The organism is Prauserella alba (assembly GCF_024171735.1).
In the GTDB taxonomy this organism is placed as follows: Bacteria; Actinomycetota; Actinomycetes; order Mycobacteriales; family Pseudonocardiaceae; genus Prauserella; species Prauserella alba.
On record NZ_JAMTCH010000003.1, the window covers coordinates 558,826 to 582,740 of the forward strand.

Consider the following 23,915-nt stretch of genomic DNA (forward strand, 5'->3'; position numbering starts at 1 on the left):
CGACGGCTCAGGCCGAGCCCTCGCCCGCTTTCCACACGACGTAGGCCTGATCGGCGTCGGTGGTCATAGCCTCGACGAACGTCTCGTGGTCGAACCCGGGCAGTGTCTGCAACCGTTCGATGAGCGCATCCGCAGCCGGGTCGCCGCTCGGCACGGCGGTTCCGGTGCCGTCGGCCGCCGCGAGCATCAGGAAGACGTCCTCGTCCGACAGTCCCTCGGGGATCACACGGACGACCACGGCGGCGAGGTCGTCCCAGTCGACCCGCTCCTCGGAGCCGTCGGCGAGCTGCCGCCGGACACCGGTGTCGTCGACACTGACGGCGCGGGAATGGGCGGTGGAGGAATCGGGGGACACGAACTCTCCCTTGGGCTCGGGGGTGGCGTTCACCGTAACGCGGTGGGCGTGCTGGACCTTCCCGGGGCGGCGGCGTCGAGCCGCGTGAGCGCATCGCGCGCAACGGCGGGATCCTGCGTTGGCCAGAACGGCGGAATCGACGCGCGCAGAAAGCCGCCGTAGCGCGCCGTCGCGAGGCGCGAGTCGAGCACCGCCACGACGCCGCGGTCGTCCGACGAGCGGTGAAGCCTGCCGGCGCCCTGGGCGAGCAGCAGCGCCGCGTGCGTGGCCGCCACCGTGAGGAATCCGTTGCCGCCCTTGGCCTCGATCGCGCGCTGCCTGGCCGAGGCCACCGGGTCGTCGGGCCGGGGGAACGGCAACCGGTCGACGATCACCAGTTGCAGCGACGGCCCCGGCACGTCCACGCCCTGCCACAGCGACAACGTCCCGAACAGGCACGTTCGTGGTTCCTCGGAGAACTGCGCCACGAGGGTCGACGTCGAGTCGTCGCCCTGGCAGAGAATCTCGTAGGGGACACGTTCGCGGAGCTCCTCGGCGGCCCGTTTGGCGGCGCGCATCGACGAGAACAGGCCCAGCGTCCGCCCGCCTGCGGCGTCGATCAGCGCGGCGATCTCGTCGAGGGTGGCGTCGCCGAGCCCGTCGCGGCCCGGCGGCGGCAGATGCTTGGCGACGTACAGGATGCCGTTGCGGCCGTAGTCGAACGGTGAGCCGACGTCGAGTCCGCTCCACCGGAGGCCGTCGTCGGCGTCGTCGGCGGGGGCAGGCTTGTCGGTGGCGGTGCCGTCGTCGGCGGGCGCGGGCGTCGGCTCCGGAGGCAGCCCCCACTGGCGGGCGAGCGTGTCGAACCGGCCGCCGAGGGCGAGCGTCGCCGACGTCAAGACGGTCGTCGAGCGGGCGAACACGCGTTCCCGCAGCAGTCCGCCCACGGTCAGCGGCGCGACGTGCAGGGACGGCGGCCGCGGGGACGACGAGTACGTGTCGTTGGAGATCCACACGACGTCGGGCCGGTTCGCCTGGTCGGCGTCGAACGCGTCGAGCAGCCGCACGGCGGTGTCGTGGATCTCCTCGACGGCCGACCGCGCCAGCTTGCGTGCCGTGGCCTCCTCGACATCCTCTTTCCGTTCGCTGCCCAGCGCCGTCAGGCAGGCGTGCGCGGCGTCGCGGACCACGGTGACCGCGCCGCCGAGGGCCTGCGGCAGCGTGTCGAGCCGGCCCGCGGGCAGGTCGTCGAGCACGAGTGCCAGGCCCTCACCGGCTTCGAGGAGCCGGTCGGAGGTGTCGGCGTCGATGATGCGGCCGCAGCGCCGCGTGGCCGCCGAGACCGCGGACGCCGTCAGCTCGGCCGTGGCCGCCGACGTCACCCGGTCGACCAGTTCGTGTGCCTCGTCGATGACGACGAGGTCGTGTTCCGGCAGCACCCGCTGTTCCTGCAGTGCGTCGATGGCCAGCAACGCGTGGTTGGTCACGACGACGTCCACCCGGCCCGCGTCGGCGCGTGCCTTCTCGGCGAAGCAGTCGTCGCCGACGGGACAGCGCGCCGCGCCGAGGCATTCGCGCGCGCTCACCGACACCTGCCGCCACGCCTGCTCCGACACCCCGGGCACGAGCTCGGTGCGGTCGCCGGTCTCGGTCTCCGAGGACCACTCGTGCAGCTGTTTCACCTCGCGGCCGATGCGCGAGACGGTGAACGCGTCGAACAGTCCGCTGTCCTCGGGTTCCTCGGGCGCGCCGGAATGCACGCGGTGCATGCACAGGTAGTTGCGCCTGCCCTTGAGGATCGCGAACGTCGGTTCGCGCCCGAGCGGCTTCTTCAATGCCTGCGCCAGCCGGGGAAGGTCACGGTCGACGAGCTGGTTCTGCAGCGCGATCGTCGCGGTCGACACGACCACCGTGGTGTGCTGCTCCACCGCGTAGCGGATCGCGGGCACCAGGTAGGCCAGCGACTTGCCCGTGCCGGTGCCGGCCTGCACGGCGAGGTGTTCGCCGGTGCGGATCGCCCGCGTGACGGCCTCGGCCATGCGCACCTGGCCGTCGCGCTCGGTGCCGCCGACCGCCTCGACGGCGTCGGTGAGCAGCTCACGGACGCCGGGCAGGGCACGGGTCTTCTGCAGGGTGCTGATCTCGGCGGGCACGGAGCGCCACCTTACCGATGACCACCGACGCCCACGGGGACGACCGACACCCACGGTCCGGTTTCGTCGGCCACGACGGCGCGGTCACACGGCCGGGTGGTGTGGCGCGGGGCGGGTCAGGCTCGGGTGCGCGGCTGCCGATGTCGGGTATGCGCCAGATCACGATTCGGGAGGACGTCACAGATGACACGCATGCGCACCGCACGCCGGGCAGGCCGACTGTCGGCGGTGGGACTCGCCTCACTGGCGCTGACCGCCGCGCTGGCAGGTCCCGCCCAGGCCGACCGCGGCGGCACCGCGCACACCGGATCCCAGTCCGGCGAGGGCGCGGCCACCGCGGCCCAGGACCGCAAGACCGGCACCGCCGCGACCGGGGACGCCGACACCGGCGACACCGAGACCCAGGCGGTCCAGGCATCCGACGACTGGGCGCCGACGGCCACGGGAACGGTGGGCATGGTCGACGTCGTGCAGGACGGCACCGACGTGCGCGTCGGCCCGATCGCGGCGTGCGACGTCGACGGGGAGACCTCCGGCAGCACGCCGGGCATCACCGTCGGCGAGGGCGGCGAACTGGCCGCCTACGGCCGGGGCGAGACGTCGTGTGTGCGGGAGAACGGCCGAGCGGAGGCCGAGGTGTCGGGCACCCGGTTCTCCACGTCCGTGCTGGAACAGTACGGCGGCCCGAAGATCCGGGTGCGCTCCTACTCGGCGTCGTGCCACACGACCGACAACGGCAGCGCGTCCTCGATGTGGCTCTCCGGCGTGACCGGGTTCGCCGTGCCCGAGGAGATCCCGCCGAACCACGAGGTGATGATCCCCGGGGCGACGGAGAACGACCCGCCGCTGGCCCGCGTGGTGCTCAACGAGTTCACCGCGCCCGAGCCGCCGGACGGCAGCATGGCGATGTCGGCGATGCGGATCGAACTGTTCCCCGAAGGCGGGCCGGTCACCGGCGACATCCGCGTCGGCGCCTCCCACTGCGCGCCCTACGGGGACTGACGCGCGAGCTACGGAGACTGGCGCGAGCTACGGAGACTGGCGCGCGAGCCGGTGCTGGCGCGGCAGGTCCACCAGATCGCCGCGTTCGGGCAGGCTGTCGGCACCGCCGGGCACGGTCATCGCCGCCGCCCGGCACGCCGCGGCCGTCCGGACGCGGCGGTCGGCGGGCTCGCCGGCCAGTAGATCGGCGAGGTATCCCGCGACGAACGCCTCGTCCGCGGCGTCCGGGTCGATCTCGTGCACCGGGTAGGACGGCACGTCGTAGCGGGCGCCCGCGATCTCGGTGACCGCGCCGCGCGGGCCCTGCAGCACGATCACGTCGTCCGGGCCGAGTTCGGCCAGATCCGCCACGAGCGAGTCGGCGTCGCCGTCGAACCCGAGCAGCCGGGCCTCGTCGGTGCGGGCGAACACGATGTCGGCGTGGGACACGAGGTCCAGCAGCGTGTCGCGGGCGTCCTCGGGGCGCCACAGCGCGGGCCGGTGGTCGAGTGACAGGGAGACGGGCACCCCCGCCTCGCCCGCGATCTCGGCCGCGGTGAACGTGGCGTCGTCGGCCGTCTCCGACAGCGCAGCCGTGGCGCCCGACAGGTGCAGCACGCCCGCGCCGGCGATCAGGTCCTCGCGCAGGTCCTCCGGTCCGAGGCGAGTGCCCGCACTGCCGGTGCGGTAGAAGGCGGACCGGTTGGCGTCACGGGAACGGAAGTCCCGCAGGACCAGCCCGGTGGGCGAATGTGAGTCCGTGACAGCCGCGGAGGTGTCGACACCTTCCTCCCGGAGGCGGGTCAGCACGAGTGCGCCGGGCTCGTCGGCGCCGATCCGGCCCGCCCACGCCGCGCGGGAGCCGAGCCGGGACACGCCGACGGCCACGGTCGCCTCGGTGCCGGCGATGCCGACGTCGACGGTCGTCGCGTGCCGGAGTTTGCCCGTCGAGGTGCGGAAGGACGCCAGCGCCTCGCCGAACGTCACCAGGCCTGGGCTCACGCGCCGACCCGGGGCGTGCCGACGATCTCGACGTCGGCGTCGACGAAGTCGGTCAGTGCCGTTTCGGTCGTCTCCACCGCGACGCCCGCGGTCAGATCCGCCAGCACGCGCACCGGGAACCCGGCGCGCGCGGCGTCGAGCGCCGTGGCGCGGACGCAGTGGTCGGTCGCGATGCCCACGACGTCGATGGCCGTGACGCCACGAGAGCGCAACCACTGCTCGAGCGTCTCACCGGTGTCGGTGGCCGATTCGAACCCCGAGTAGCCGTCGCTGTACTGGCCTTTCGAGAACACGGCCTGGATCGGCCCGACGTCGAGCGCGGGGTGGAAGCTCGCACCGGGCGTGCCCGCCTCGCAGTGGCGGGGCCATGAGGTCACGAAATCCGGCTCGTCGCTGAAATGTGCGCCAGGGTCGATGTGAAGGTCGCGGGTGGCCGCGACGTGGCGGTACTCGCCCCGGCGCAGCAGTTCCGACACGTCGCCGGCCACGGCCGTGCCGCCCGTGACGGCGAGCGCGCCTCCCTCGCAGAAGTCGTTCTGGACGTCCACGACGATCAACGCGGTGCTCATGATCGCCTCCTGCCTTCTCAGATGAATGTCGTCGGAATGGCAGGCTCGCCGCGGGAGAGCTTGAGACCTTCCCACGGCAGGCTCACCATGCCGCGGCGCAGCCGAGTGCGCGCGTCTTCCAGTGTGGGCAGGCCGCCTGCGGTCTTGCCCGCCCGCATCAGCGGGATCGGCACGACCCGGTCGTGCTCGCCGAGTTCGGGTGGCGCAGCTGCGGGGTGCACCACCTCCTCCAGGGCGGTTCCGGTCGCCTTGTGCCTGCGCACCGCCGACTTCCTGCCGCCGCGGGAGGCCTTGTCCTCGCTGCGTTTGGCGACCGGTCGCCCGTCCACGTCGACGAGTTTGTACACCATTCCGGCGGTCGGCGCGCCCGATCCGGTCACAACGGACGTACCGACACCGTAGGCGTCGACCGGTTCGGCACGCAGAGCGGCGATCGCGTGCTCGTCCAGGTCACCGGACACCATGATCCGCGTGTCCTTGGCGCCGAGGTCGTCGAGCTGTTCGCGGGCCTTGCGCGCGAGCACGCCCACGTCGCCGGAGTCGATGCGGATCGCACCCAGCTCCGGTCCCGCCACGCGCACCGCCGTGTCGATTCCCGTCGTGATGTCGTAGGTGTCGACGAGCAACGTCGTGTCCGGTCCCGCCTTCGCGACCTGCGAACGGAACGCGGACTCCTCGTTGTCGTGCAACAGGATGTATGCGTGCGCCGTGGTGCCGCGTGTGGGGATGCCGTAGCGCCTGCCCGCCTCGAGATTCGACGTCGTGGCGAAGCCCGCCAGGTACGCGGCCCTCGCGGCCGCCACGGCGGCCAGTTCGTGGGTGCGGCGGCCACCCATCTCGATGATCGGCCTGCCCGAGGCCGCGGCCGACATGCGCGCGGCCGCCGACGCGATGGCCGAATCGTGGTTGAGGATCGACAGGATCAGCGTCTCCAGCACGACCGCCTCGGCGAAACTCCCGCGCACCGTGAGGATCGGCGAACCGGGGAAGTACAGCTCACCCTCGGGGTAGCCGTCGATGTCGCCGGAGAAGCGGTAGTCGGCCAGCCACGACAGCGTCGCCGAGTCGACCACGGCGGTCTGCTCGAGTTGCGTCAGCTCGGCGTCGGTGAACCGGAAATCGGCGATCGCGTCGAGCACCCGGCCCGTGCCGGCCACGACGCCGTACCGCCTGCCGCCGGGGAGCCTGCGTGCGAAGACCTCGAACACGCACGCACGGTCGGCCGACCCGTCGGCGAGTGCGCTGCCGAGCATGGTCAGTTCGTAGTGGTCGGTCAGCAGTGCCGTGCTGGGGCCGATCTGTTCCATGGGCAAGAACCTATCCGCGAGCGGGTGGCCGCCCCAGCCGTGGGTGCCGACGACCGGGTGAGCGGAAACGCCGCGTGCCCCCAGGGGCACTCTGGTTGCACTCAACGCAACCAAAGTGCCCTTGGGGGCGAGACACGGGTGACGCGGGACTTGCGGGGTTCCGGGCAGGGCGTTAGAGCGGGCGTGCCAACATGGAGGGCATGACGACGCCGGTCGAGGCCGAACAGACACTCGGCGAGGACACCAGCGCCGGGGACCAGCCGTGGCAGACGATCGTGTGGAACGACCCGGTGAACTTGATGTCGTACGTGACGTACGTCTTTCAGAAGCTGTTCGGGTACAGCCGCGACCACGCCACGAAACTGATGCTCGACGTCCACCACAAGGGTCGGGCGATCGTCACGTCGGGCAGCAAGGAGAAGGTCGAGGGCGACGTCGCGAAACTGCACGCGGCGGGCCTGTGGGCCACGATGGAGCAGACGTGAAGGGTTGGCGGCGCAAGGGCGGTCGCGTGCTCGGCGGATTCGAGCAACAGGAGGCGGCCGTGCTGCGGGGCCTGGTCAGCCAGGTCGACGACATGCTCCGTGCCCGCGCGGAGGAAGCGCCGCAGGACGAGCTGGCGGAGCTGACCGGCATCAAGACCGGACCGTCGGAGGGCCCGGACGACCCGGTGCTGGGCCGGCTCCTGCCGGACTTCCACAAGCTCGATCCGGATCAGCCGTCGCAGGAGGACGTCGACTCGGCGTCGGCGCTGCGTTCGCTGCACGAGCCGCAGGTACTCGACGCCAAGCTCGGGGCGGCCGCCGAGCTGATGAACACGCTCCCGCCAGAGGGCGGCAACATCAAGCTCACCTACGAGCAGGCCGACGCCTGGGTCTCGGCCCTCAACGACGTCCGGCTGGCACTGGGCACGGCGCTCGATGTCGACGACGACATGCCCGAGGAGCTGCCGGAGGACGACCCCCGTTCCTCGCACCTGGGCATCTACCACTGGCTGACCTGGGTACAGGAAAGCCTGGTACAGGCCCTCACCGAGTAGAGCGAGCAGGAGGCCGCCATGCCGGGGGAGTTCAACGCGATCACGGACGTGCCCGGCGTGCTCGTCGGCCATCACCAGCGACTCGGGCGCGGCTGGGCCACGGGGACGACCGCGGTGCTCGTGCCCGGTCAGGCCGTCGGTGCGGTCGACCAGCGGGGCGGCGCGCCCGGCACGCGCGAGACCGATCTGCTGGCGCCCGAGAACCTGGTGCAGCGGGTCGACGCGATCTGCCTGTCCGGCGGCAGCGCCTACGGTCTCGCCGCGGCCGACGGCGTCGTGCGCTGGCTCGGTGAGCGCCAGCGTGGCTTTCCCGTGGGCACCCGCCCGTTCGAGGTGGTGCCGATCGTGCCCGCCGCCGTCGTCTTCGACCTGCCGCGCGGCGACTGGGGCAACCGTCCCGACGCGACCTTCGGCTACGCGGCGTGCGAGGCGGCCACGGCCGGTCCGATCGCGCAGGGCACGGTCGGCGCGGGCACGGGCGCGCAGGTGGGGTCGCTGAAGGGCGGTGTCGGTACCGCCAGCGAGCGGGTCGGCGAGTTCACGGTCGGGGTGCTGGCCGTGGTCAACGCCGCGGGCGAGGCGGTGCGTTCGCGCACCGGCGAGCCGCTGGCCGCCGACCACGCCGAACCCGGCGAGTTCGGCGTGACCCGATGGCCGCGCCGCGCCGTCGACCTCGGCGGAACAGCCGAGGCCAAGGACCTCAACACCACCATCGGCGTGGTCGCCACCGACGCGGAGCTGTCGAAGGCCGAGGCGCGCAGGTTGGCCGTCGCCGCTCAGGACGGGCTGGCCCGCGCGGTGCGGCCGGCGCACACGATGTACGACGGCGACACGGTGTTCGCGCTCGCGACGGGGGCGCGGCCGCTGGCCGAGGGGGCCGGCAGACTGGGTGGGGAGCGCGAGGCGCGCCGCGCCGCGGCGCTGGACGGGCTGTGCTCGGCGGCAGCCGGGGTGTTCACGCGGGCCATGGTCCACGGCGTGCTGCAGGCCACCTCCGTAGCCGGGCTGCGGGCCTACCGCGACGTCTGGCCCGAGGCCTTCGGCGACTGAGAACGCGCAGGTCAGGTGGGGGCCGGCTGGCCCGGGGAGGGATGGGCCACAGCGGCCGTCTCACACTGTGAACACGCGTTGTTCAGCCAGTAAGATGGGGGACGTGCTTCGGATTCGCCGTGACCATGTCGATGCGATCGTCGCCCACGCCCGTCGTGACCACCCCGACGAGGCCTGTGGGGTGATCGCGGGACCCGACGATGGCAGCGACACCCCAGAGCGCTACATCCCGATGGTCAACGCGGCCCGCTCGCCGACGTTCTACGAGTTCGACTCGGGCGATCTCCTGAAGCTGTACCGCGAGATGGCCGCGGCCGACGAGACACCCGTCGTGATCTACCACTCGCACACGGCCACCGAGGCCTACCCTTCACGGACCGACATCGCGTTCGCCTCGGAACCCTTCGCGCACTACGTGCTCGTGTCGACCAGGGACGAGCACGTCACGGAGTTCCGGTCGTACCGGATCGTCGAGGGCGAGGTCACCGAGGAGCCGGTGCAGATCGTCGGGGACGCCGGAGCCGAGAGCGCGGCGATCCGGCTGAATCCGGACGTCACGCCCGTCGAGTCGTACATGTTCGCCAACACCGGCAGCGACGACGTCCCCGACGCCTGATCACTCCCCGGCGTAGCCCGGGTCACACGCGGAATTTTCCCGCGTGCTCAAACGTCTGTCTGATCGACAAGCCATTCTGCGGAGGTAACCCATGGCCGTGACCGTGTCCATCCCGACGATCCTGCGTACGCACACCGGCGGCGAAAAGGCCGTCGAGGCGTCCGGCAAGACCGTCGCCCAGGTGATCGACGACATCGAGTCGCGTCACGGCGGTCTGAAGGACCGTCTGGTCAAGGACGAGAAGCTGCACCGGTTCGTCAACGTCTACGTCAACGACGAGGACGTCCGGTTCGCCGGCGGTCTCGAAGCCGAGGTCACCGACGGTGACACCGTGACGATCCTGCCTGCTGTCGCCGGCGGTATGCGCTGATCATGGCCCGCTACGAGTCCTTGATCGACACACTGGGTGGCACGCCGCTCGTCGGTTTGCCGCGTCTGTCCCCGTCCGGTGACGTCCGGCTGTGGGCCAAGCTCGAAGACCGCAACCCGACCGGGTCGATCAAGGACCGTCCGGCGCTCAAGATGATCGAGGACGCCGAGAAGGACGGTTCGCTCCGTCCCGGCGCCACGATCCTCGAGCCGACGTCGGGCAACACCGGCATCTCGCTGGCCATGGCCGCCAAGCTCAAGGGCTACGGCCTCGTCTGCGTCATGCCGGAGAACACGTCCGCCGAGCGCAAGCAGCTGCTGCAGGCCTACGGTGCGCGGATCATCTTCTCCGAGGCCGCGGGCGGATCGAACGAGGCCGTCCGCAAGGCCAAGGAGCTCGCGAAGCTCAACTCGGACTGGGTGATGCTGTACCAGTACGGCAACCCGGCCAACATCGCCGCCCACTACGAGGGCACCGGCCCGGAGCTGCTGGCCGACCTGCCGACGATCACGCACTTCGTCGGCGGCCTCGGCACCACGGGCACGCTCGTCGGTGTCGGGCGGTACATGCAGGAGGCCAAGCCCGACGTCCAGATCGTCGCCGCGGAACCGCGGTACGGCGAACTCGTCTACGGCCTGCGCAACCTCGACGACGGCTTCGTCCCCGAGCTGTACGACCCGGACGTGCTGAGCGGGCGGTACTCCGTCGGTGCGTACGACGCGCTGCGGCGCACCCGCCAGCTGCTCGAACAGGAAGGCGTGTTCGCGGGCATTTCGACCGGAGCGGTGCTGCACGCGGCTCTGGGTATGGCCGAGAAGGCGATCGCCAGGGGCCAGTCGGCCGACATCGCGTTCGTCGTGGCCGACGCGGGCTGGAAGTACCTGTCGACCGGCGCCTACGCGGGATCGCTCGACGAGGCCGCCGAGCGCCTCGACGGCCAGCTCTGGGCGTAGCGACGGTCTCCTTGTCGACACGGCTGCGGCCCCATCGGTTTCCGGTGGGGCCGCAGCCGTTTTCGGTCGCAGCTGTGTCGGGCGCAGCCGTGTGTCGGTCGCAGTCGTGTCGGTCGCGGCTGTGTCAGTCCCGGACGGCGGGGTTCCGCGGGTGGTCCATGCGCACCACGACGTCCGCGGTATCGGTGGGGGAGACCTCGCGTTCGTACCGTTCGTACGCCGGCAGCGCCCAGCGGGAGTCGGCCGGTGTGTTGCGGCTCAGCGCCGCCGGTGACAGCCACAGGTGGACCGTCAGGTCGAAGTCCAGTCCGCGGCCGAGCAGCAGTTCCCCGTCGACGAGCACGACCGCACCGCGGGGCAGCGCCGCACGCGGCTCCCGGTAGGCGCGGTCGGCGCCGGCGTCCCACAGCGCCGGCAGCACCTCGCCCGTGCCGCCCGGCCGCAGCGGGTTGAGCACCTCCCGGCGCAGCGCTCCGACGTCGAGCCAGTCCTCGTACCGCGTGTCGGGGTCGTGGCGGCCGCGTTCGAACCGCAGCGACGCCGGTCGCAGGAAATCCCACGCCGACACGCGCAGTACCTCGCGTCCCGCCGCTCGCAGGGGGTCGACGAGTGCGTCGGCGAGTCCGGCCGGGTCGGCGGCGCCCGCCGCACCGTCGAACGCCACGGCCGGGTTCCGTTCGGTGGTCCGTGCTCCGATCCGTTCGGCGAGTTCGGTCACGAGACGGTCGAACGAGATGGGCCGGAAACGCACGCCGGCGATCCTACGGACCGGGCACCGGCGGGGCCGTCACGGCCAACCGCGGTGTGCCGGCATCGAGGCCGGAGCCCCCGCGGTCCGCAAGCCGGACTCCCGGGGCCGACCTCGGATTCCGCTGGCCCCCGGAATCCGCAACACGGGCCCCGGAATCCGCAACACGAGCCCCGGAAGCCGCAACACGGGCCCCGGGATCCGCAACACGCGGGTGGGCCGGGCGGGCCGGTGGATTTCAGGGTCTTCACCGAGGCCCGGCAGGGTGCGGAGCCGTAATCTGGACCTGTGAGTATGCAGCCCGTTCCCACGCCAGGAGCCGGCGACGCCAAGAGCGCGCGCCCGCCGGCCAAGCGGATCCTGCCGCCGAAACCCCTCGCGGCCGGCATCGTCGCGCTGGCCTTCACCGTGGTGCTGTACGTGATCGAGCTGATCGACGTCATCCTGCCCGCGAGACTCGACGACGGTGGCATCGTGGCGCGGTCGCTGGGCGGGCTCGACGGCATCGCGTGGGCGCCACTGCTGCACAGCGGCTGGGGTCACCTGCTGGCCAACACGGTGCCGGTGCTGGTCTTCGCGTTCCTCGCGATGGCTGGCGGCATCGGCCAGTGGGTGATGGTGACGGCGACGATCTGGCTGGTTGGCGGCCTCGGCGTGTGGCTCACCGGGCCGCCGGAGATCGTCACGGTCGGCGCGTCGGGGCTCGCGTTCGGCTGGCTGGCGTTCCTGCTGGTGCGGGGCGTGTTCAACCGGAGCGCCGGGCAGCTCGCCGTCGCGGCGGTGCTGCTGGCGATCTGGGGCGGCATGCTGTGGGGCGTGCTGCCCGGCCAGGCCGGCATCTCGTGGCAGGGCCACCTGTTCGGTGCGCTCGGCGGCGTGCTGGCCGCCTGGCTGGCTGCGAAGGCCGATCGGGCGGCGAGCCGCAGGACGGCGGGCGGCACCGGTCCGGCTCCGGGATAACCTGCAGTACGTGAGTGCCCCGATCGGAATCTTCGACTCCGGCGTCGGCGGGCTGACCGTCGCCCGCGCCATCGCCGACCAACTGCCCGCCGAGAGCCTGCGTTACGTCGGGGACACCGCACACGCCCCGTACGGGCCGCTGCCCATCGCCCGCGCCCGGGAACTGGCGCTGCAGGCGCTCGACGGGCTCGTCGACGACGGGGTGAAGGCGCTGGTGATCGCCTGCAACACGGCGTCGTCGGCCTGCCTGCGGGACGCCAGGGAGCGGTACGACATCCCGGTGGTCGAGGTCGTGCTGCCCGCGGTGCGCCGTGCCGTCGCCACGACCCGCAACGGCCGCGTCGGCATGATCGGGACGGAGGGCACCGTGCGTTCGCGCGCCTACGACGACGCGTTCGCCGCTGCCCACGACACGGCGCTCACCAGCGTCGCCTGCCCGCGGTTCGTCGACTTCGTCGAACGCGGCATCACGTCGGGACGGCAGGTGCTCGGACTGGCGCAGGGCTACCTCGAACCGCTGGCGCGGGACGGGATCGACACGCTGATCCTCGGCTGCACGCACTACCCGCTGCTCACCGGTGTGCTGCAGCTGGCGATGGGTCCCGAGGTCACGCTCGTGTCGAGTGCCGAGGAGACCGCCAAGGACGTGGTGCGGGTGCTCACCGAACGCGACCTGCTGGCCGAGCCGGAGCACGAGCCCCGGCACGTCTTCCACGCCACCGGCGACCAGGAACGGTTCACCCGGCTGGCGGGCCGGTTCATGGGATTCGGCCCCGCGCTGACGGTGGCCTGACGCGGCCGGTGGCGCTGCCCGTGCCGGCCGCCACGCGTGGCGTGCTCACCGCCACGTAGTGCAGGCATCCGGCGAGCCGGCTGTGGCAAGGTACGACGCGTGCGACTCTCGATCCTCGGTTGCTCGGGCAGCATCCCCGGGCCGAACAGCGCGGCATCCGGCTACGTCGTCGAGGCCGACGGTTTCGTGCTCGGCCTCGAACTGGGTAACGGCACGCTGGCGCAGCTGCAGGCCGTGCGGGATCCGTTCGACCTGGACGCCCTGGTGTTGTCGCACCTGCACCCCGACCACTGCGCCGACATGAGCGCGCTGACCGTGCTGCGCCGGTACCACCCCGCACCGCCGTACGACCCGGCCCGGCACCGGCTGCCGGTGCACGCCCCCGAGCAGGCTCCCGTGCGACTGGCCTACGCGTTCGCGGCCGACGAGGCCGAGCGCGGCGACGCGGATCTGTCCGACGTCTACGACTTCCGGCCGTTGTCGGAGGGAACCCGGCGGCTCGGCCCGGTCGAGGTGGTGACGGTGCCGATGGACCATCCGACGCCCGCGTTCGGCGTCCGGCTGTCCCACGGTGGGCGCACGCTCGCCTACACGGGCGATACGGGGCCGTGCGACGAGCTGGACACGCTCGCGGCCGGGGCCGACGTGTTGTTGGCCGAGGCGTCGTGGACCGACGCGCCCGACCGGCCCGCCGGGGTGCATCTGTCCGGCAGGCAGGCGGGTGAGCTGGCCGCGCGCGCCGGGGTCGGCAGATTGCTGCTCACGCACATCGCACCGTGGACCGACGCCGCCGCGGTGCTCGCCGAGGCGCGGGCGGTGTTCGGCGGCGACGTCGGCGTGGTGATCCAGGGCGAGACGTACGACATCTAGCGCGGGCACGGATCTCCGCCGGGGCGGCCCGTCGGGGCGGAGCGGCGGCGAGCCGGGTTGTAGGGTCGGCCCCGTGGTGCGAAAAGACGGCAGGAACGACGACCAGCTCCGCGAGGTACGGATCACCCGCGGTTTTCAGCAGTGGCCGGCGGGGTCGGTGCTGATCGAGTTCGGCGACACGAAGGTGCTGTGCGCGGCGAGCGTCAGCGAGGGTGTGCCGCGGTGGCGAGCCGGATCCGGGCTCGGCTGGCTCACGGCCGAGTACGCGATGCTGCCGTCCGCGACACATGACCGCAGCAGCCGTGAGTCCGTGAAGGGCAAGATCGGCGGCCGTACCCACGAGATCAGCAGGCTCGTCGGCCGGTCGCTGCGTTCGTGCATCGACCTGGCTGCACTGGGCGAGAACACGATCCAGCTCGACTGCGACGTCATCCAGGCCGACGGCGGCACCCGCACGGCTGCGATCACCGGTGCTTACATCGCGCTGGCCGACGCCATCACGTGGCTCGCCGCGGCGGGCAAGCTCGCGGATCCGAAACCGTTGTCGGCCACGGTGTCCGCGATCAGTGTCGGCGTGGTCGACGGCCGGGTGCGGCTCGACCTGCCCTACGAGGAGGACTCGCGGGCCGAGGTCGACATGAACGTCGTGGCCACGGATGCGGGCACGCTCATCGAGGTGCAGGGCACCGGCGAGGGCGCCACCTTCACCCGGTCCACGTTGGACAAGATGCTGGATCTGGCGCAGGCCGGATGCGCAGAGCTCGCGCGCAAGCAGTCGGAGGCGCTCGCCGAGCCGTACCCCGGCACGCTGCCCGAACCCGCACCCGCGAACAAGAAGTCGAAGGGCTCCAAGTGACGATGCGGATCCTGCTCGCCACGCGGAACGCGGGCAAACTCGACGAGTTGCGCCGTATCGTCGTCAAACGTGGCCTCGGCGAGGTTCGGGTGCTCGGACTGTCCGATGTGGAGGACTTTCCGGAGGCGCCGGAGACCGGTGCGACATTCGAGGAGAACGCGGTAGCCAAGGCGCACGACGCCGCGAAGGCGACCGGACTGCCCGCGATCGCCGACGACTCCGGACTGAGCATCGATGCGCTGGGCGGTATGCCCGGCGTGCTGTCGGCGCGCTGGTCCGGGCAGCACGGCGACGACGAGGCCAACCTCCGGCTCGTGCTCGGGCAGCTGCAGGACGTACCGGACGAGCGCCGGGGCGGCGGATTCGTGTCCGCGGCGGCGTTCGTCGTTCCCGACGGCAAGGAGATCGTGGTGCGCGGCGAATGGCGCGGCACGATCATCCGCGAACCGCGCGGCACCAACGGTTTCGGCTACGACCCGATCTTCGTCCCGGACGGCGAGACGCGGACGGCCGCCCAGCTCCAGCCCGCGGAGAAGGACGCCGTGTCCCACCGGGGCAAGGCGTTGCGTTCGCTGCTGCCGCATCTGCAGGAGTACGTCGAGGGCCAGTGAGCCACCCCGGCCCCGGCGCGGCCGACGCCGCCCCGCCGGGGTTCGGTGGAACTCCGGGGGTCGAGTGCCGGCCGCACCGACGGTGGGGCGGCGCAGCCGGCGGGCCGCAGATCTCAGCTGCCCAGCTTGAGTTCTTTGAGCAGTCGCGCCACGTGCCCCGTCGCGCGGACGTTGTACATCGCCTTGGCGATCACGCCGTCACCGTCGATCACGAACGTCGAGCGGATCACGCCCTGCACGATCTTGCCGTAGTTCTTCTTCTCGCCGAACGCGCCGTACGCCGACAGCACCGTCTTGTCCGGGTCCGACAGCAGCGGGAACGTCAGCCCCTCGTTCTCGGCGAAGGCGGCGAGCTTGGCCGGCTTGTCCGGCGAGACGCCGAGCACCTGGTAACCGGAGTCACCGAGCAGGGCCAGGTTGTCGCGGAAGTCGCATGCCTGCGTGGTGCAGCCCGGCGTACTCGCGCGCGGGTAGAAGTACACGACGACGGGGCCGCCGCGGAAGCTGGCGAGGGAGACCTCGCCTCCCTCGCTGTCGGGCAGGGTGAAGTCGGGGGCCTTGTCGCCGGGTTCCAGTCGAGTCTGCTCGGTCATGCCCGCAGCGTATCCGGCGCGCGCGTGGCCCGGCGTCACACCTGACCGTGGTAGGTCGCCTCGGCCCCGCCGGACGTGTCCGGGCACACGGTGAGTTCGACGGGCGCGCGGTGGGCCGGTACGGCGAACGCGTAGGGCAGGTCGACGCGGTCACCCGCGGGCAGGTCGCGGTCGGCGTCGACGATGCCGGTGTAGCCCTGCGTCGGGTCGACGACCTGCGGGGCGCGCTTGTCGCCGGAGGTGGCGCGCACGGACAGCTGGGAGAGCCGGTAAGCCGTGTCCGTCTCGTTGCGCACCGTGAGCGTGAACGCCGCGGCGCGGTCGGCGTCCGGGAACGCCGAGTCGCTGGGGGTGAACGTCTTGGGTTCGGACACGTTGACGATCAGCCCGGAACCGAATCGGTAGTCGCCGCCGAACAGGACGGCCCGTGGGGCGGGCTTCTCATGGGGCCCAGTCTCGTGAGGCCGGGTCTCGTGGGCTCGCGTCTCGGACATCGGTACCCGGCTGGTGGTGCCGGGGGGAACGGCCGCGCCACCCTCGGGGGTCACGGGTTCGGCACCACAGCCGGTCAGTGCCAGGAGCGCGCAGACGGCCAGCGCCGGCCTGCCCTTTCGCACCGCTGTCGCTCCTGTTCCGCCCGCTGGTGTCCCGCACTGCCGGCTCGTCGTCGATACGGGCTACCGCAGGCCTCGTCGGCCTGTGCGGTGTCCGCACCGGGCTCCGGGTGGCGCCCGGGACCACTGTGCGTGCGTCGGCGGGGTGGTGCCACCCGCACGGCGCGGTTGAGGCGTTCCTGGTTCTGGGCTGTGTCCTGCTCGTGATCCGCGAATGTCCTGTGTCACACGGTCGGGTACCGCCGAATGGTGGAGTCCGGCGCGGTGCTCCGCCGGGCATCGGCACCACGCGGGCACCGGGAGCCGGCAACACGCGGTTCCGGCAACACGAGACTCCGGCAACACGAGACTCCGGCAACACGCAGCTCCGGCGACACGCAGCTCCGGCGCGACCCGGACCCGGCAACTCGGACCAGGTTTCCGGGTGCGGGGCCGGTCGCCGGGTCGGTCAGAGAGCGAACGCGAACAGCAGGATGAACACGGCGAACGTCACGAGCCACGCGACGATCAGCCAGCCCCAGTCGCGCCACGGGTCGACGACGCGGTTGTCCTCGCCCGGTACGTACACGCCGCGCAGTTCGAACCAGTCGGCGAGACGTCCCGGCCAGCTGAGCGGATTCCGCACGGGAAGGTCACCTCCGGCCCGGTCGACGACGGCGGTGGTGACAGTACTGCACGCACACGGCCGCTGGCACCGCCGCGGGTGTCAGCGGCCGCGGCGATGCCCGGCCGGGCACAGTCGCCCGGAACCGCCGCCCGGAACCGCGCGAGCCGGACGAGGCGGCCCCCGGGCCGTCAGGTTGTGCTCGCGGGCTGCTCCGCCGGTGCCGGCTCGTCGGCGAGTTTCAGCCACACGAGGCCGATGATGATCACTGCGAGCCAGCAGGCCTTCGCGACGGTCAGGCTCTCGTCGAAGAAGACCGGCCCCAGTGCCGCCGCTCCCACGGCTCCGGTGCCTGCCCACACCGCGTAGCCGATGCCGACGTCGATCGTGCGCAGGGCGACGCTGAGGGCGAACAGGGTCAGCAGGAAGAAGACGACGGCGACGGCCGACCAGGACGCGACGGTGAATCCCTCGCTGCCGCCGACCGAGAGTGCGTAGCCCACCTCGAACGCACCCGCGAGCAGAAGGACGAGCCAGGCCCGCCCGCGCCGGTTTCGGGGCGTCTCCGCCGTGCTCGCGGCGGGTGTGCGTGCTGTGGGATCGGGGGTGGCTGACATGTCGGTTCCTTCCTCGATGTGGTGGCAGGGAAGCGGATGCGGGATGTGGGCCGGGGTGCGGTTGGCGGAGCGGGGCATCAGGCGGCGCCGCTGAGTTGCAGGCCTGCGACGCCGATGATGACGACGGCGATGCCCAGCAGCTTGTGCCGACTCAGCGACTGTCCGAAAAGGACTGCACCGAGGACGACGATGCCGACGCCCGCGACCGACGTCCAGATCGCGTAACCGGCGCCGACGTCGAACGTGAGCAGTGCGAGGCTCAGGAAGTACGTGGCGATGCCGCCGCTGAGCAGGGTCGCCGCGGTCCAGCCCGGCCGGGTGAAGCCGTGTGCTCGACTCGCCGAGATCGCGACGGCGATCTCGAAGACGATGGCGACGGCGAGAAACAGCCAGTTCATGAGGGTTCCTTCGATGTGGTTCGGTCGTGGGTTCGGAGCGGTTCGGTGGTGCGGGCGCGGTGGAGTTCGCGGTAGCGGGTGAACGGCGCGAGTGATCCCGCCATGGGCAGGGGTCGTGCGGTTCTCGCGAGCGGCAGGCGGCCGGTGCCGGCCGCGGAGTAGCCGTCGCGGTAGTCGAAACCCCATATGGCCGCTGTCGCTGCGTCGACGGCGAAACGCACGGCCGCGACGCCGTGCTCGGCGGCGAAGCCGTAGCAGAGAGCGCACGGTTCGCCCGTCGCCAGCAGTGTCGCGCCCGCCACGGGATGGCTGCCGGGAGCGGCGATCGCCGTGCGGATCGCGACGATCTCGGCGTGTGCGGTGGGGTCGGCGGTCTCCCGGACCCGGTTGACGCCCGCCGCGCTCGGTTGGCCGTCACCGGCGACGAGGACCCCGACGAACGGCAGGCCGCCCGCCTCGACATGGCGGGCGGCGAACGCCACCGCGTGCTCCATGGCCGTCCGCAGCACCGCCGGATCGGCGCTCATGCGGCGACGGCCTCGTCGAGTGCCCTGTGGAGCACGTTCTCGGTGACGACGCCTTCGAGGCGCCTGCCGCCGACGAACACGGTGGGCACGACCGTGATGCCGCGCCGCGCCGACTCGGCGAGCGCTTCCCGGTGGCGGCGGGCGTAGGAGGGGTCGTCGAGCGCCGACGCGAAACCGGTCGGTTCGAGGCCCACGTCCCGCGCAAGCCGTACCAGGACGTCGCGGTCGCCGATGTCGAGGTCCTCCCGGAAGAACGCCGTCAGCAACCGCCGGTGGTAGACGGCGCCGACGCCCCGGTCGGAGGCGTACTGGAAACCGCGGAACGCGAGCTCGGTGCGGGGCTGCGGCGAGACCGTCGGCAGCGTCATGGGCACGCCGAGCCTGCGTGCCATCGGATAGACGGCGGTTGTCCACACGCCCGGCAGGTACGGATCCTCCGGCCGCAGCGTCCGGGCGGGATGGGGGCGCAGTTCGTGTGGATGATGCTCGATCTCGACGTCGGTCCGGGCCGCGGTGGCGCGCGCCAGCAGCTCGTCGGTGATGAGGCAGAACGGGCAGACGTAGTCGGACCAGATGTGGACGCGGACGGTCACGGGCAACCTCCGATGTCGTGTCGTCACCACCCGTGGTGGTGGGGGCGAGCCGATCGTGGAACTTGACACCGGTGTGAAGTGCAAGACTGGGCGGGAGGCAGCGGTCGCCACCGGGAGGTGTCATGCGTATCGGCGAGTTGGCCGAAGCCAGCGGGGTCAGCACCCGTTCGCTGCGGTACTACGAGCAGCAGGGCCTGATCGAGGCGCGGCGCACCACGGGAGGGTGGCGGGACTTCGACGAGTCGATGGTCGAGCGCGTCGTACTGATTCAGCACCTGTTCGCGGCCGGCTTGGGCAGCGGCACCGTCAACCAGCTGTTGCCGTGCCTGCATGCTCCGCTGGACGAGCGCAACGGGGTCATGGAACGCCTGCTCGCCGACGAGGTCGCCAGGCTGGAGGACAAGCGCCGGGACATCGACCGGGAGCTGGAGACGCTCAATGCCCTCCGTCAGGAGACGGCACTGAACGAGGACCCGCTGCCGAACGGGGCCGCACCCCTGAACGAGGACGCGCCCGTGAAGGACAGCCTGCCCCTGAAGGACAACCTGCCCCTGAAGGACAGCACGGTCCTGGAGAACGACATGCCCTGAACAGCACGGTGCCGTAGCGGGTGCGGCCCGTATCGGTTCGGGGCCGGTGCTCAGAGGGTCGTGATCATGGCGTGCGGTGCCTGCGCACGTGCAGGGCGCGGACCTGTTCGGCCAGTTCCGGTACGGGCCCGTCGACGTCGGTGCCGGGGATGATCTCGCCGATCGGCAGTGCGCGCACCCGCGCGGGCGGTGCGCCCAGTTCGGTGAGCCACGTGGACAGTTGCCGTGACGACGAGGCGTACACGATGCGCCCCAGCCCGACCCAGCCGTGCGCGGCCGAGCACATCGGGCAGTGCTCACCGGAGGTGTAGACCGTCGCGGCCGCGCGTTGTTCCGGAGTCAGGTGCTCGGCGGCCCAGCGTGCGATCGCGAACTCCGGATGCTGGGTGTGATCGCCGCCCGAGACGTGGTTGTGATCCTCGAACACCCTCGTCCCGTCCGCGGTGACCAGCACCGAACCGAACGGCTCGTCACCCGCGTCCAGCGCAGCCGCCGCCAGTTCGACGCACCGCCGCAGCTGTTCCAGATCCGTGTCGTCCACCATGGCGGGCAGTCTCGCGCACTCGCCGCCGGCCCGCCAGGTCAGCAGGCGACGCCCTGGACGCTCCATCCGCCGTCGATCGGCACGACCGTGCCGGTGATGTACGAGGCGAGCGGGGTGCCCAGGAAGAACGCGAGCTCGGCGACCTCGGTGGGGAGGCCGAACCGGTCCATCGGTACGCGCGCGAGGAACTCCCGCTCGTCGATCACGCCGCGCCGGATGAACTCCGCCGACAGCTCGGTCTTGATCGGGCCGGGTGCGATGCCGTTGACGCGGATGCCGCGTGACGCCCATTCGGCGGCGAGCCCGCGGATCAGTCCCGCGACACCGGCCTTGGCGGCGCCGTAGGCCGTGCGGCGGGGAAACCCGCGCATGCCGTTGATCGACGACATCAGCACCAGCGCGCCGCCGGACGGCATGCGGGCCGCGGCCTGCTGGGCGCCGACCATGGCGCCCGTGAGGTGCACCCGGAGCAGGTTGTCCCAGTCCTCGGCCGCGTAGTCCAGCGAGTCGCCCGCCTTGGCGTGACCGGCGTTGGCGACGAACGTTCCGAGCCCGCCCGGCGTGGCGGCAGCCTGCTCGCAGGCGGCGGCGAGGTCGTCGGCCGACGCCGCGTCCCCGGTGACCGCCACGTGCCCGCGGCCGGGCCAACCGGCCACTGCGTCGTGGAGGCGGTCGTCGTCCAGGTCGACCCCGATCACGGGGTGTCCGGCACCGGCGAAGCGTGCGGCGATGGCTGCGCCGATGCCCTGCGCGGCCCCTGTCACGACGACGGCCGGTGCCGGGTGCCCGGCTGGCTCACCCATCGCGGGGCTCCACGGCGAACGTCTGCTGCACGTCGATGCGTTTGCGGGCGATGCGCAACCCGTCGCCGCGGCGCACCAGCAGGTCGTCGTACTCGCCGAAGACGGCGATCGCGTCGTCGGCGGTGCGTGAGACGGCCTGGAAGTACGCGGTGACGGCCAGGTCGTCGCCGCTCGGTTCCACGAGCACGTTGGTGATCATGTGTTTGCTCCACACGGTCGGCCCTGCGAACACGGAGCGGTAGAAGGCGAGGACGGTGCCGCGGCCCTCGCGCAGTCCGTCGACCCGTTCGAAGGCGATGTCCGTGGTGAACACCTCGGCGAGCGCGGTCTCGTCGCGGGTGTCGACGGCGCGGGCGTAGCGGTGCAGGGTCGCGCGTGCCGCCTCGCTGTCGGCGGCGGTGGCGATGGTCATGCGGTTCCTCCTCGTACTGTCGCGGGCTCCGCGGCGGTGCCCAGCGGGGCACCGTCGAGATGGCGGCGGGGCAGCGCCAGCACGAGGCCGATGCCGATCGCCGCGGGGATCAGGAAGACGTAGAAGCTCCACTGCACGGGCAGGTCCGCGGCGGCGATCAGCCCGCCGAGGATCGGCCCGACGATCCCGCCGAGGCGGGCGACGGTCATGATCGACCCGAGGGCGGTCGCGCGGATCGCGGCGGGGAACCACGTGGCGATGAAGCCGTTGAGGATCACGGCCGTGCCGTTGGCGCCGACGCCTGCCAGCGCCACGGCCGCGTACAGCACCGGGGTCGGTGGTGCGAGGCTCATCGTGACCAGCGACAGCACGCCGATGCCGAACCCCCACGTGGCGACCGTGCGCGCGCCGATCCGGTCGGCGAACCACGACATCACGGTGGCGCCGGCGATGGCGCCGAGGCTCATCGTGGCCAGGAAGCTCAGCGCCGAACCGAGCGGATATCCCGCCGAGCGCATGATCGCGGGCAGCCACGTGCTGAGCCCGTAGATGAACAGCTGTCCGATGAGGGTGGCCAGTGCGAACACGACAGCCGTGGTCAGCAGCGGCCTGCGAAGCAGATCGCGCAGGCTCGCGCGGCGCTCGGCCTCGGCGCCGGGCCCCGCGCAGTCCGGGAGACCGTAGCGGTCGGCCACCGCCCGGGCCTGCTCGTGCTTTCCCTTGCTGTGCAGGAAATCGGCGGACTCGGGAAGGCTGACGTAGGCGATGGGGACCAGCAGCACGAGGGGCAGTACCCCGATGGCGAACATGGGGCGGAAGCCCCACTGCTCGATCACCACGAGGCCGACGAGGGACGCGGCGATCGTGCCTACCGAGAAGCCCGAACTCACCAGCGCGTTGAACAGATTGCGGCGACCACGGGGCGCGAACTCGGCCGTCAGCGCCAGCGCGGTGGGCAGCAGTCCGCCCAGGCCGATGCCCGAGGCGAACCGGAACAGCCCGAACAGGTCCGGGTCGGGGGCGAGTGCGCACGCCCCCATGAACACCGAGAACCAGGTCATGCTCGCCATCAGCATCCGCCTGCGGCCGAGCAGGTCCGTGGCCAGGCCGCAGATCAGCGTGCCGACGAGCATGCCCATGAACGCGTAGCTCGCGATCATGCCCGCTTGGGCTTCGTCGAGCTGCCACGGTTCGTACTCGAGCAGCGCCGGGATCGTCGTCGCGAACACCGAGAGGTCGTAGCCGTCGAAGATCACCGCACAGCAACAGATGACGGCGACGAGGGTGCCGTTTCCGGCACGTCGGGGAGTGGTCTGTCCGGTCACGCGGGATCCTCCTCGACCTCGACGCCGTTCGGCCAGGGCGCAACGCCCATCGATGGATCATGCCAATGATGACTATGAATGTCTACGGCTTGAGGAGAGCGAACGTGACCGGCCTGGCGGCGGTGTGCCTGTTCGCCCGGCCGCGGTTCTCACGGGGTGGCGTGGTCCAGGTGGGCTGCGTCGGCGAGCGCGTCGAGGCAGGCGCCGACGGCCGGCCGTGGATGGGGCTCGGCCGTGACAGCGTAGAGCGTGCGGCGCGGGGCCGGATCCTCGAGCCGCAGGGCGCGGACGTCGTGACCGGACGCCACGGCCAGTGACATGGCGGGCATGAGCGCGACGGCCCCGAGCCGGGCGACGAGCGAGAACTGCGTGGCGTAACCGGTCACGTAGTGCCGCACGTCCGGTTCGACACCCCGTGCGCGCAACGTGTGGCACAGCCAGGCGTGTGCGCGCGAGCCCGCCGTCCACGCCACCCAGCTGTCCCGGGCCACGTCGCGTGCGCGGATCACGTCCGCGGCGGCACAGGGATGCGCCGGGGGCACCATGACGCGTGCGGTGTCGTCGCGCAGTGCCCGCCACGTGGTGTGCGGAGGCCGCGTGAGCGGCATGTTGTCCCAGCTCTCGACGACCGCGATGTCGAGCCGGCCGTTGACGAGCATCGGCAGGCTCTTCTCCGGTTCGGCCTCCACCACGGCGGGCTCGACGGCGGGATGGCCGGTCGCGAGCGCGGTCAGCGCCTCGGTGACGAACACGTACACGCCAGTCGGGATCGTGCCCACCCGCACCGGGCCGGTGATACTGCCGGACAGTGCGTCGATCCGCGTGCGTGCCCGCTCCAGCTCGGCGAGCGCGGCCTCCGCGGACTCGGCGAGCACCTGCCCGGCCGGGGTGAGCTTCACCGTGCGCCCGTGCGGCACGAGCAGCCGGACGCCCGCATCACGTTCTAGTTTGGACAGTTGCTGGGACACGGCGGAGGGTGTCAGGTGCAGCGTCTCGGCCGCGGCGGCCAGCGAGCCGTGCCGGTCGACGGCGTGCAGTGCCTGGAGGCGCTCGATGCGAAACACATAAGCAACGATACGGGTT

At 71.7% G+C, this 23,915-nt stretch carries 31 protein-coding genes; 13 read left to right on the plus strand and 18 right to left on the minus strand.

Going from position 1 to position 23,915, the window contains the following annotated elements; translation table 11 throughout:
• Positions 1-7 precede the first annotated feature (7 nt).
• Both LY12_RS02435 and LY12_RS02440 read right to left on the minus strand, forming a co-directional pair.
• Entirely contained in the window at positions 8-355 is a 348-nt protein-coding gene (locus LY12_RS02435) for a hypothetical protein (RefSeq protein ID WP_183655288.1), read from the minus strand.
• Between the two features lie 29 nt (positions 356-384).
• The gene (locus LY12_RS02440) at positions 385-2,487 is read right to left on the minus strand and encodes an ATP-dependent DNA helicase (RefSeq protein ID WP_372493428.1); all 2,103 of its coding nucleotides are present in this window, start codon (positions 2,485-2,487) and stop codon (positions 385-387) included.
• 183 nt (positions 2,488-2,670) lie between these two features.
• Between LY12_RS02440 and LY12_RS02445 the strand changes: the two genes are divergently transcribed.
• Entirely contained in the window at positions 2,671-3,489 is an 819-nt protein-coding gene (locus tag LY12_RS02445) for a hypothetical protein (protein ID WP_253853026.1), read from the plus strand.
• 27 nt (positions 3,490-3,516) lie between these two features.
• Here the strand turns inward: LY12_RS02445 and LY12_RS02450 are convergent, their stop codons facing one another.
• From LY12_RS02450 to LY12_RS02460, 3 genes are read right to left on the minus strand one after another with little or no spacing between them, the layout of a single operon-like run.
• Positions 3,517-4,470: a sugar kinase gene (locus LY12_RS02450; protein WP_253853027.1), complete on the minus strand. Its 954-nt coding sequence runs from the start codon at positions 4,468-4,470 to the stop codon at positions 3,517-3,519.
• Positions 4,467-5,039, minus strand: coding sequence for a nicotinamidase (locus LY12_RS02455; protein WP_253853028.1), 573 nt, complete (start codon positions 5,037-5,039; stop codon positions 4,467-4,469). The genes LY12_RS02450 and LY12_RS02455 overlap by 4 nt, the downstream gene beginning before the upstream one ends.
• A gap of 17 nt (positions 5,040-5,056) precedes the next feature.
• Positions 5,057-6,346: a nicotinate phosphoribosyltransferase gene (locus tag LY12_RS02460; RefSeq protein WP_253853029.1), complete on the minus strand. Its 1,290-nt coding sequence runs from the start codon at positions 6,344-6,346 to the stop codon at positions 5,057-5,059.
• A gap of 200 nt (positions 6,347-6,546) precedes the next feature.
• Between LY12_RS02460 and clpS the strand changes: the two genes are divergently transcribed.
• From clpS to LY12_RS02490, 6 genes are all read left to right on the plus strand, one after another.
• A complete protein-coding gene (gene clpS, locus LY12_RS02465) occupies positions 6,547-6,831 on the plus strand; it encodes an ATP-dependent Clp protease adapter ClpS (RefSeq protein WP_183655273.1) in 285 nt (94 codons plus the stop codon).
• Positions 6,828-7,385: a DUF2017 domain-containing protein gene (locus tag LY12_RS02470; protein WP_253853030.1), complete on the plus strand. Its 558-nt coding sequence runs from the start codon at positions 6,828-6,830 to the stop codon at positions 7,383-7,385. The genes clpS and LY12_RS02470 overlap by 4 nt, the downstream gene beginning before the upstream one ends.
• Before the next feature lie 18 nt (positions 7,386-7,403).
• On the plus strand, positions 7,404-8,435 hold the full coding sequence (locus LY12_RS02475) for a P1 family peptidase (RefSeq protein WP_253853031.1): 1,032 nt from the start codon (positions 7,404-7,406) through the stop codon (positions 8,433-8,435).
• 94 nt (positions 8,436-8,529) lie between these two features.
• A complete protein-coding gene (locus LY12_RS02480) occupies positions 8,530-9,051 on the plus strand; it encodes a M67 family metallopeptidase (protein ID WP_253853032.1) in 522 nt (173 codons plus the stop codon).
• Between the two features lie 91 nt (positions 9,052-9,142).
• Positions 9,143-9,421, plus strand: coding sequence for a MoaD/ThiS family protein (locus LY12_RS02485; RefSeq protein WP_253853033.1), 279 nt, complete (start codon positions 9,143-9,145; stop codon positions 9,419-9,421).
• A 2-nt stretch (positions 9,422-9,423) separates the two neighbouring features.
• Positions 9,424-10,374 carry a PLP-dependent cysteine synthase family protein gene (locus LY12_RS02490; RefSeq protein ID WP_253853034.1) on the plus strand — a complete coding sequence of 317 codons (951 nt, stop codon included), beginning with the start codon at positions 9,424-9,426 and terminating at the stop codon, positions 10,372-10,374.
• A gap of 124 nt (positions 10,375-10,498) precedes the next feature.
• On the opposite strand, the gene LY12_RS02495 is transcribed toward LY12_RS02490, so the two are convergent.
• A complete protein-coding gene (locus LY12_RS02495; RefSeq protein WP_253853035.1) occupies positions 10,499-11,125 on the minus strand; it encodes a nucleoside/nucleotide kinase family protein in 627 nt (208 codons plus the stop codon).
• Between the two features lie 291 nt (positions 11,126-11,416).
• Between LY12_RS02495 and LY12_RS02500 the strand changes: the two genes are divergently transcribed.
• From LY12_RS02500 to rdgB, 5 genes are all read left to right on the plus strand, one after another.
• Positions 11,417-12,082: a rhomboid family intramembrane serine protease gene (locus tag LY12_RS02500; RefSeq protein ID WP_253854820.1), complete on the plus strand. Its 666-nt coding sequence runs from the start codon at positions 11,417-11,419 to the stop codon at positions 12,080-12,082.
• Positions 12,083-12,092: 10 nt separating this feature from the next.
• Positions 12,093-12,875, plus strand: coding sequence for a glutamate racemase (murI, locus tag LY12_RS02505; RefSeq protein ID WP_372493430.1), 783 nt, complete (start codon positions 12,093-12,095; stop codon positions 12,873-12,875).
• 99 nt (positions 12,876-12,974) lie between these two features.
• Positions 12,975-13,745, plus strand: a complete 771-nt coding sequence (locus LY12_RS02510; RefSeq protein ID WP_253853036.1) for an MBL fold metallo-hydrolase — start codon at positions 12,975-12,977, stop codon at positions 13,743-13,745.
• A gap of 73 nt (positions 13,746-13,818) precedes the next feature.
• Positions 13,819-14,601 carry a ribonuclease PH gene (rph, locus tag LY12_RS02515; protein ID WP_308292054.1) on the plus strand — a complete coding sequence of 261 codons (783 nt, stop codon included), beginning with the start codon at positions 13,819-13,821 and terminating at the stop codon, positions 14,599-14,601.
• A 2-nt stretch (positions 14,602-14,603) separates the two neighbouring features.
• Positions 14,604-15,212 carry an RdgB/HAM1 family non-canonical purine NTP pyrophosphatase gene (rdgB, locus tag LY12_RS02520; RefSeq protein WP_253854826.1) on the plus strand — a complete coding sequence of 203 codons (609 nt, stop codon included), beginning with the start codon at positions 14,604-14,606 and terminating at the stop codon, positions 15,210-15,212.
• 113 nt (positions 15,213-15,325) lie between these two features.
• On the opposite strand, the gene bcp is transcribed toward rdgB, so the two are convergent.
• The 7 genes from bcp to LY12_RS02555 form a co-directional block, all read right to left on the minus strand.
• A complete protein-coding gene (bcp, locus tag LY12_RS02525) occupies positions 15,326-15,805 on the minus strand; it encodes a thioredoxin-dependent thiol peroxidase (RefSeq protein ID WP_253853037.1) in 480 nt (159 codons plus the stop codon).
• 35 nt (positions 15,806-15,840) lie between these two features.
• On the minus strand, positions 15,841-16,422 hold the full coding sequence (locus tag LY12_RS02530) for a hypothetical protein (RefSeq protein ID WP_253853038.1): 582 nt from the start codon (positions 16,420-16,422) through the stop codon (positions 15,841-15,843).
• 445 nt (positions 16,423-16,867) lie between these two features.
• Positions 16,868-17,044: a hypothetical protein gene (locus tag LY12_RS02535; RefSeq protein WP_253853039.1), complete on the minus strand. Its 177-nt coding sequence runs from the start codon at positions 17,042-17,044 to the stop codon at positions 16,868-16,870.
• A gap of 170 nt (positions 17,045-17,214) precedes the next feature.
• Positions 17,215-17,640 (minus strand): DMT family transporter, encoded by a 426-nt coding sequence (locus LY12_RS02540; protein ID WP_253853040.1) that lies wholly within the window; start codon positions 17,638-17,640, stop codon positions 17,215-17,217.
• 77 nt (positions 17,641-17,717) lie between these two features.
• Positions 17,718-18,038 (minus strand): DMT family transporter, encoded by a 321-nt coding sequence (locus LY12_RS02545; RefSeq protein WP_253853041.1) that lies wholly within the window; start codon positions 18,036-18,038, stop codon positions 17,718-17,720.
• Entirely contained in the window at positions 18,035-18,565 is a 531-nt protein-coding gene (locus LY12_RS02550) for a nucleoside deaminase (protein ID WP_253853042.1), read from the minus strand. Before LY12_RS02550 ends, LY12_RS02545 begins: the two co-directional genes overlap by 4 nt.
• Positions 18,562-19,158 carry a DsbA family oxidoreductase gene (locus LY12_RS02555; RefSeq protein WP_253853043.1) on the minus strand — a complete coding sequence of 199 codons (597 nt, stop codon included), beginning with the start codon at positions 19,156-19,158 and terminating at the stop codon, positions 18,562-18,564. The genes LY12_RS02550 and LY12_RS02555 overlap by 4 nt, the downstream gene beginning before the upstream one ends.
• A gap of 122 nt (positions 19,159-19,280) precedes the next feature.
• Between LY12_RS02555 and LY12_RS02560 the strand changes: the two genes are divergently transcribed.
• Positions 19,281-19,748: a MerR family transcriptional regulator gene (locus LY12_RS02560; protein WP_253853044.1), complete on the plus strand. Its 468-nt coding sequence runs from the start codon at positions 19,281-19,283 to the stop codon at positions 19,746-19,748.
• A gap of 64 nt (positions 19,749-19,812) precedes the next feature.
• Here LY12_RS02560 and LY12_RS02565 read toward each other — a convergent pair whose 3' ends face one another.
• The 5 genes from LY12_RS02565 to LY12_RS02585 all read right to left on the minus strand — a co-directional run bounded on the left by LY12_RS02565 (position 19,813) and on the right by LY12_RS02585 (position 23,896).
• A complete protein-coding gene (locus LY12_RS02565; RefSeq protein WP_253853045.1) occupies positions 19,813-20,292 on the minus strand; it encodes a nucleoside deaminase in 480 nt (159 codons plus the stop codon).
• A 38-nt stretch (positions 20,293-20,330) separates the two neighbouring features.
• On the minus strand, positions 20,331-21,095 hold the full coding sequence (locus LY12_RS02570; protein ID WP_253853046.1) for an SDR family NAD(P)-dependent oxidoreductase: 765 nt from the start codon (positions 21,093-21,095) through the stop codon (positions 20,331-20,333).
• Positions 21,088-21,507 (minus strand): nuclear transport factor 2 family protein, encoded by a 420-nt coding sequence (locus tag LY12_RS02575; RefSeq protein ID WP_253853047.1) that lies wholly within the window; start codon positions 21,505-21,507, stop codon positions 21,088-21,090. The genes LY12_RS02570 and LY12_RS02575 overlap by 8 nt, the downstream gene beginning before the upstream one ends.
• Positions 21,504-22,832 carry an MFS transporter gene (locus LY12_RS02580; RefSeq protein WP_253853048.1) on the minus strand — a complete coding sequence of 443 codons (1,329 nt, stop codon included), beginning with the start codon at positions 22,830-22,832 and terminating at the stop codon, positions 21,504-21,506. The genes LY12_RS02575 and LY12_RS02580 overlap by 4 nt, the downstream gene beginning before the upstream one ends.
• Before the next feature lie 149 nt (positions 22,833-22,981).
• A complete protein-coding gene (locus LY12_RS02585; protein ID WP_253853049.1) occupies positions 22,982-23,896 on the minus strand; it encodes a LysR family transcriptional regulator in 915 nt (304 codons plus the stop codon).
• Positions 23,897-23,915 lie beyond the last annotated feature (19 nt).

Bases quoted from the DNA above. Each gene is read 5' to 3' on its own strand.
- LY12_RS02575 (WP_253853047.1), bottom strand. From the start codon at position 21,507: ATGACCATCGCCACCGCCGCCGACAGCGAGGCGGCACGCGCGACCCTG.
- bcp (WP_253853037.1), bottom strand. From the start codon at position 15,805: ATGACCGAGCAGACTCGACTGGAACCCGGCGACAAGGCCCCCGACTTC.
- LY12_RS02560 (WP_253853044.1), top strand. From the start codon at position 19,281: ATGCGTATCGGCGAGTTGGCCGAAGCCAGCGGGGTCAGCACCCGTTCG.
- LY12_RS02460 (WP_253853029.1), bottom strand. From the start codon at position 6,346: ATGGAACAGATCGGCCCCAGCACGGCACTGCTGACCGACCACTACGAA.
- LY12_RS02455 (WP_253853028.1), bottom strand. From the start codon at position 5,039: ATGAGCACCGCGTTGATCGTCGTGGACGTCCAGAACGACTTCTGCGAG.
- clpS (WP_183655273.1), top strand. From the start codon at position 6,547: ATGACGACGCCGGTCGAGGCCGAACAGACACTCGGCGAGGACACCAGC.
- LY12_RS02540 (WP_253853040.1), bottom strand. From the start codon at position 17,640: ATGTCAGCCACCCCCGATCCCACAGCACGCACACCCGCCGCGAGCACG.
- LY12_RS02545 (WP_253853041.1), bottom strand. From the start codon at position 18,038: ATGAACTGGCTGTTTCTCGCCGTCGCCATCGTCTTCGAGATCGCCGTC.
- LY12_RS02490 (WP_253853034.1), top strand. From the start codon at position 9,424: ATGGCCCGCTACGAGTCCTTGATCGACACACTGGGTGGCACGCCGCTC.
- LY12_RS02475 (WP_253853031.1), top strand. From the start codon at position 7,404: ATGCCGGGGGAGTTCAACGCGATCACGGACGTGCCCGGCGTGCTCGTC.
- LY12_RS02500 (WP_253854820.1), top strand. From the start codon at position 11,417: ATGCAGCCCGTTCCCACGCCAGGAGCCGGCGACGCCAAGAGCGCGCGC.
- LY12_RS02480 (WP_253853032.1), top strand. From the start codon at position 8,530: ATGGGGGACGTGCTTCGGATTCGCCGTGACCATGTCGATGCGATCGTC.
- LY12_RS02565 (WP_253853045.1), bottom strand. From the start codon at position 20,292: ATGGTGGACGACACGGATCTGGAACAGCTGCGGCGGTGCGTCGAACTG.
- LY12_RS02550 (WP_253853042.1), bottom strand. From the start codon at position 18,565: ATGAGCGCCGATCCGGCGGTGCTGCGGACGGCCATGGAGCACGCGGTG.
- rdgB (WP_253854826.1), top strand. From the start codon at position 14,604: ATGCGGATCCTGCTCGCCACGCGGAACGCGGGCAAACTCGACGAGTTG.
- LY12_RS02445 (WP_253853026.1), top strand. From the start codon at position 2,671: ATGACACGCATGCGCACCGCACGCCGGGCAGGCCGACTGTCGGCGGTG.
- LY12_RS02485 (WP_253853033.1), top strand. From the start codon at position 9,143: ATGGCCGTGACCGTGTCCATCCCGACGATCCTGCGTACGCACACCGGC.
- LY12_RS02570 (WP_253853046.1), bottom strand. From the start codon at position 21,095: ATGGGTGAGCCAGCCGGGCACCCGGCACCGGCCGTCGTCGTGACAGGG.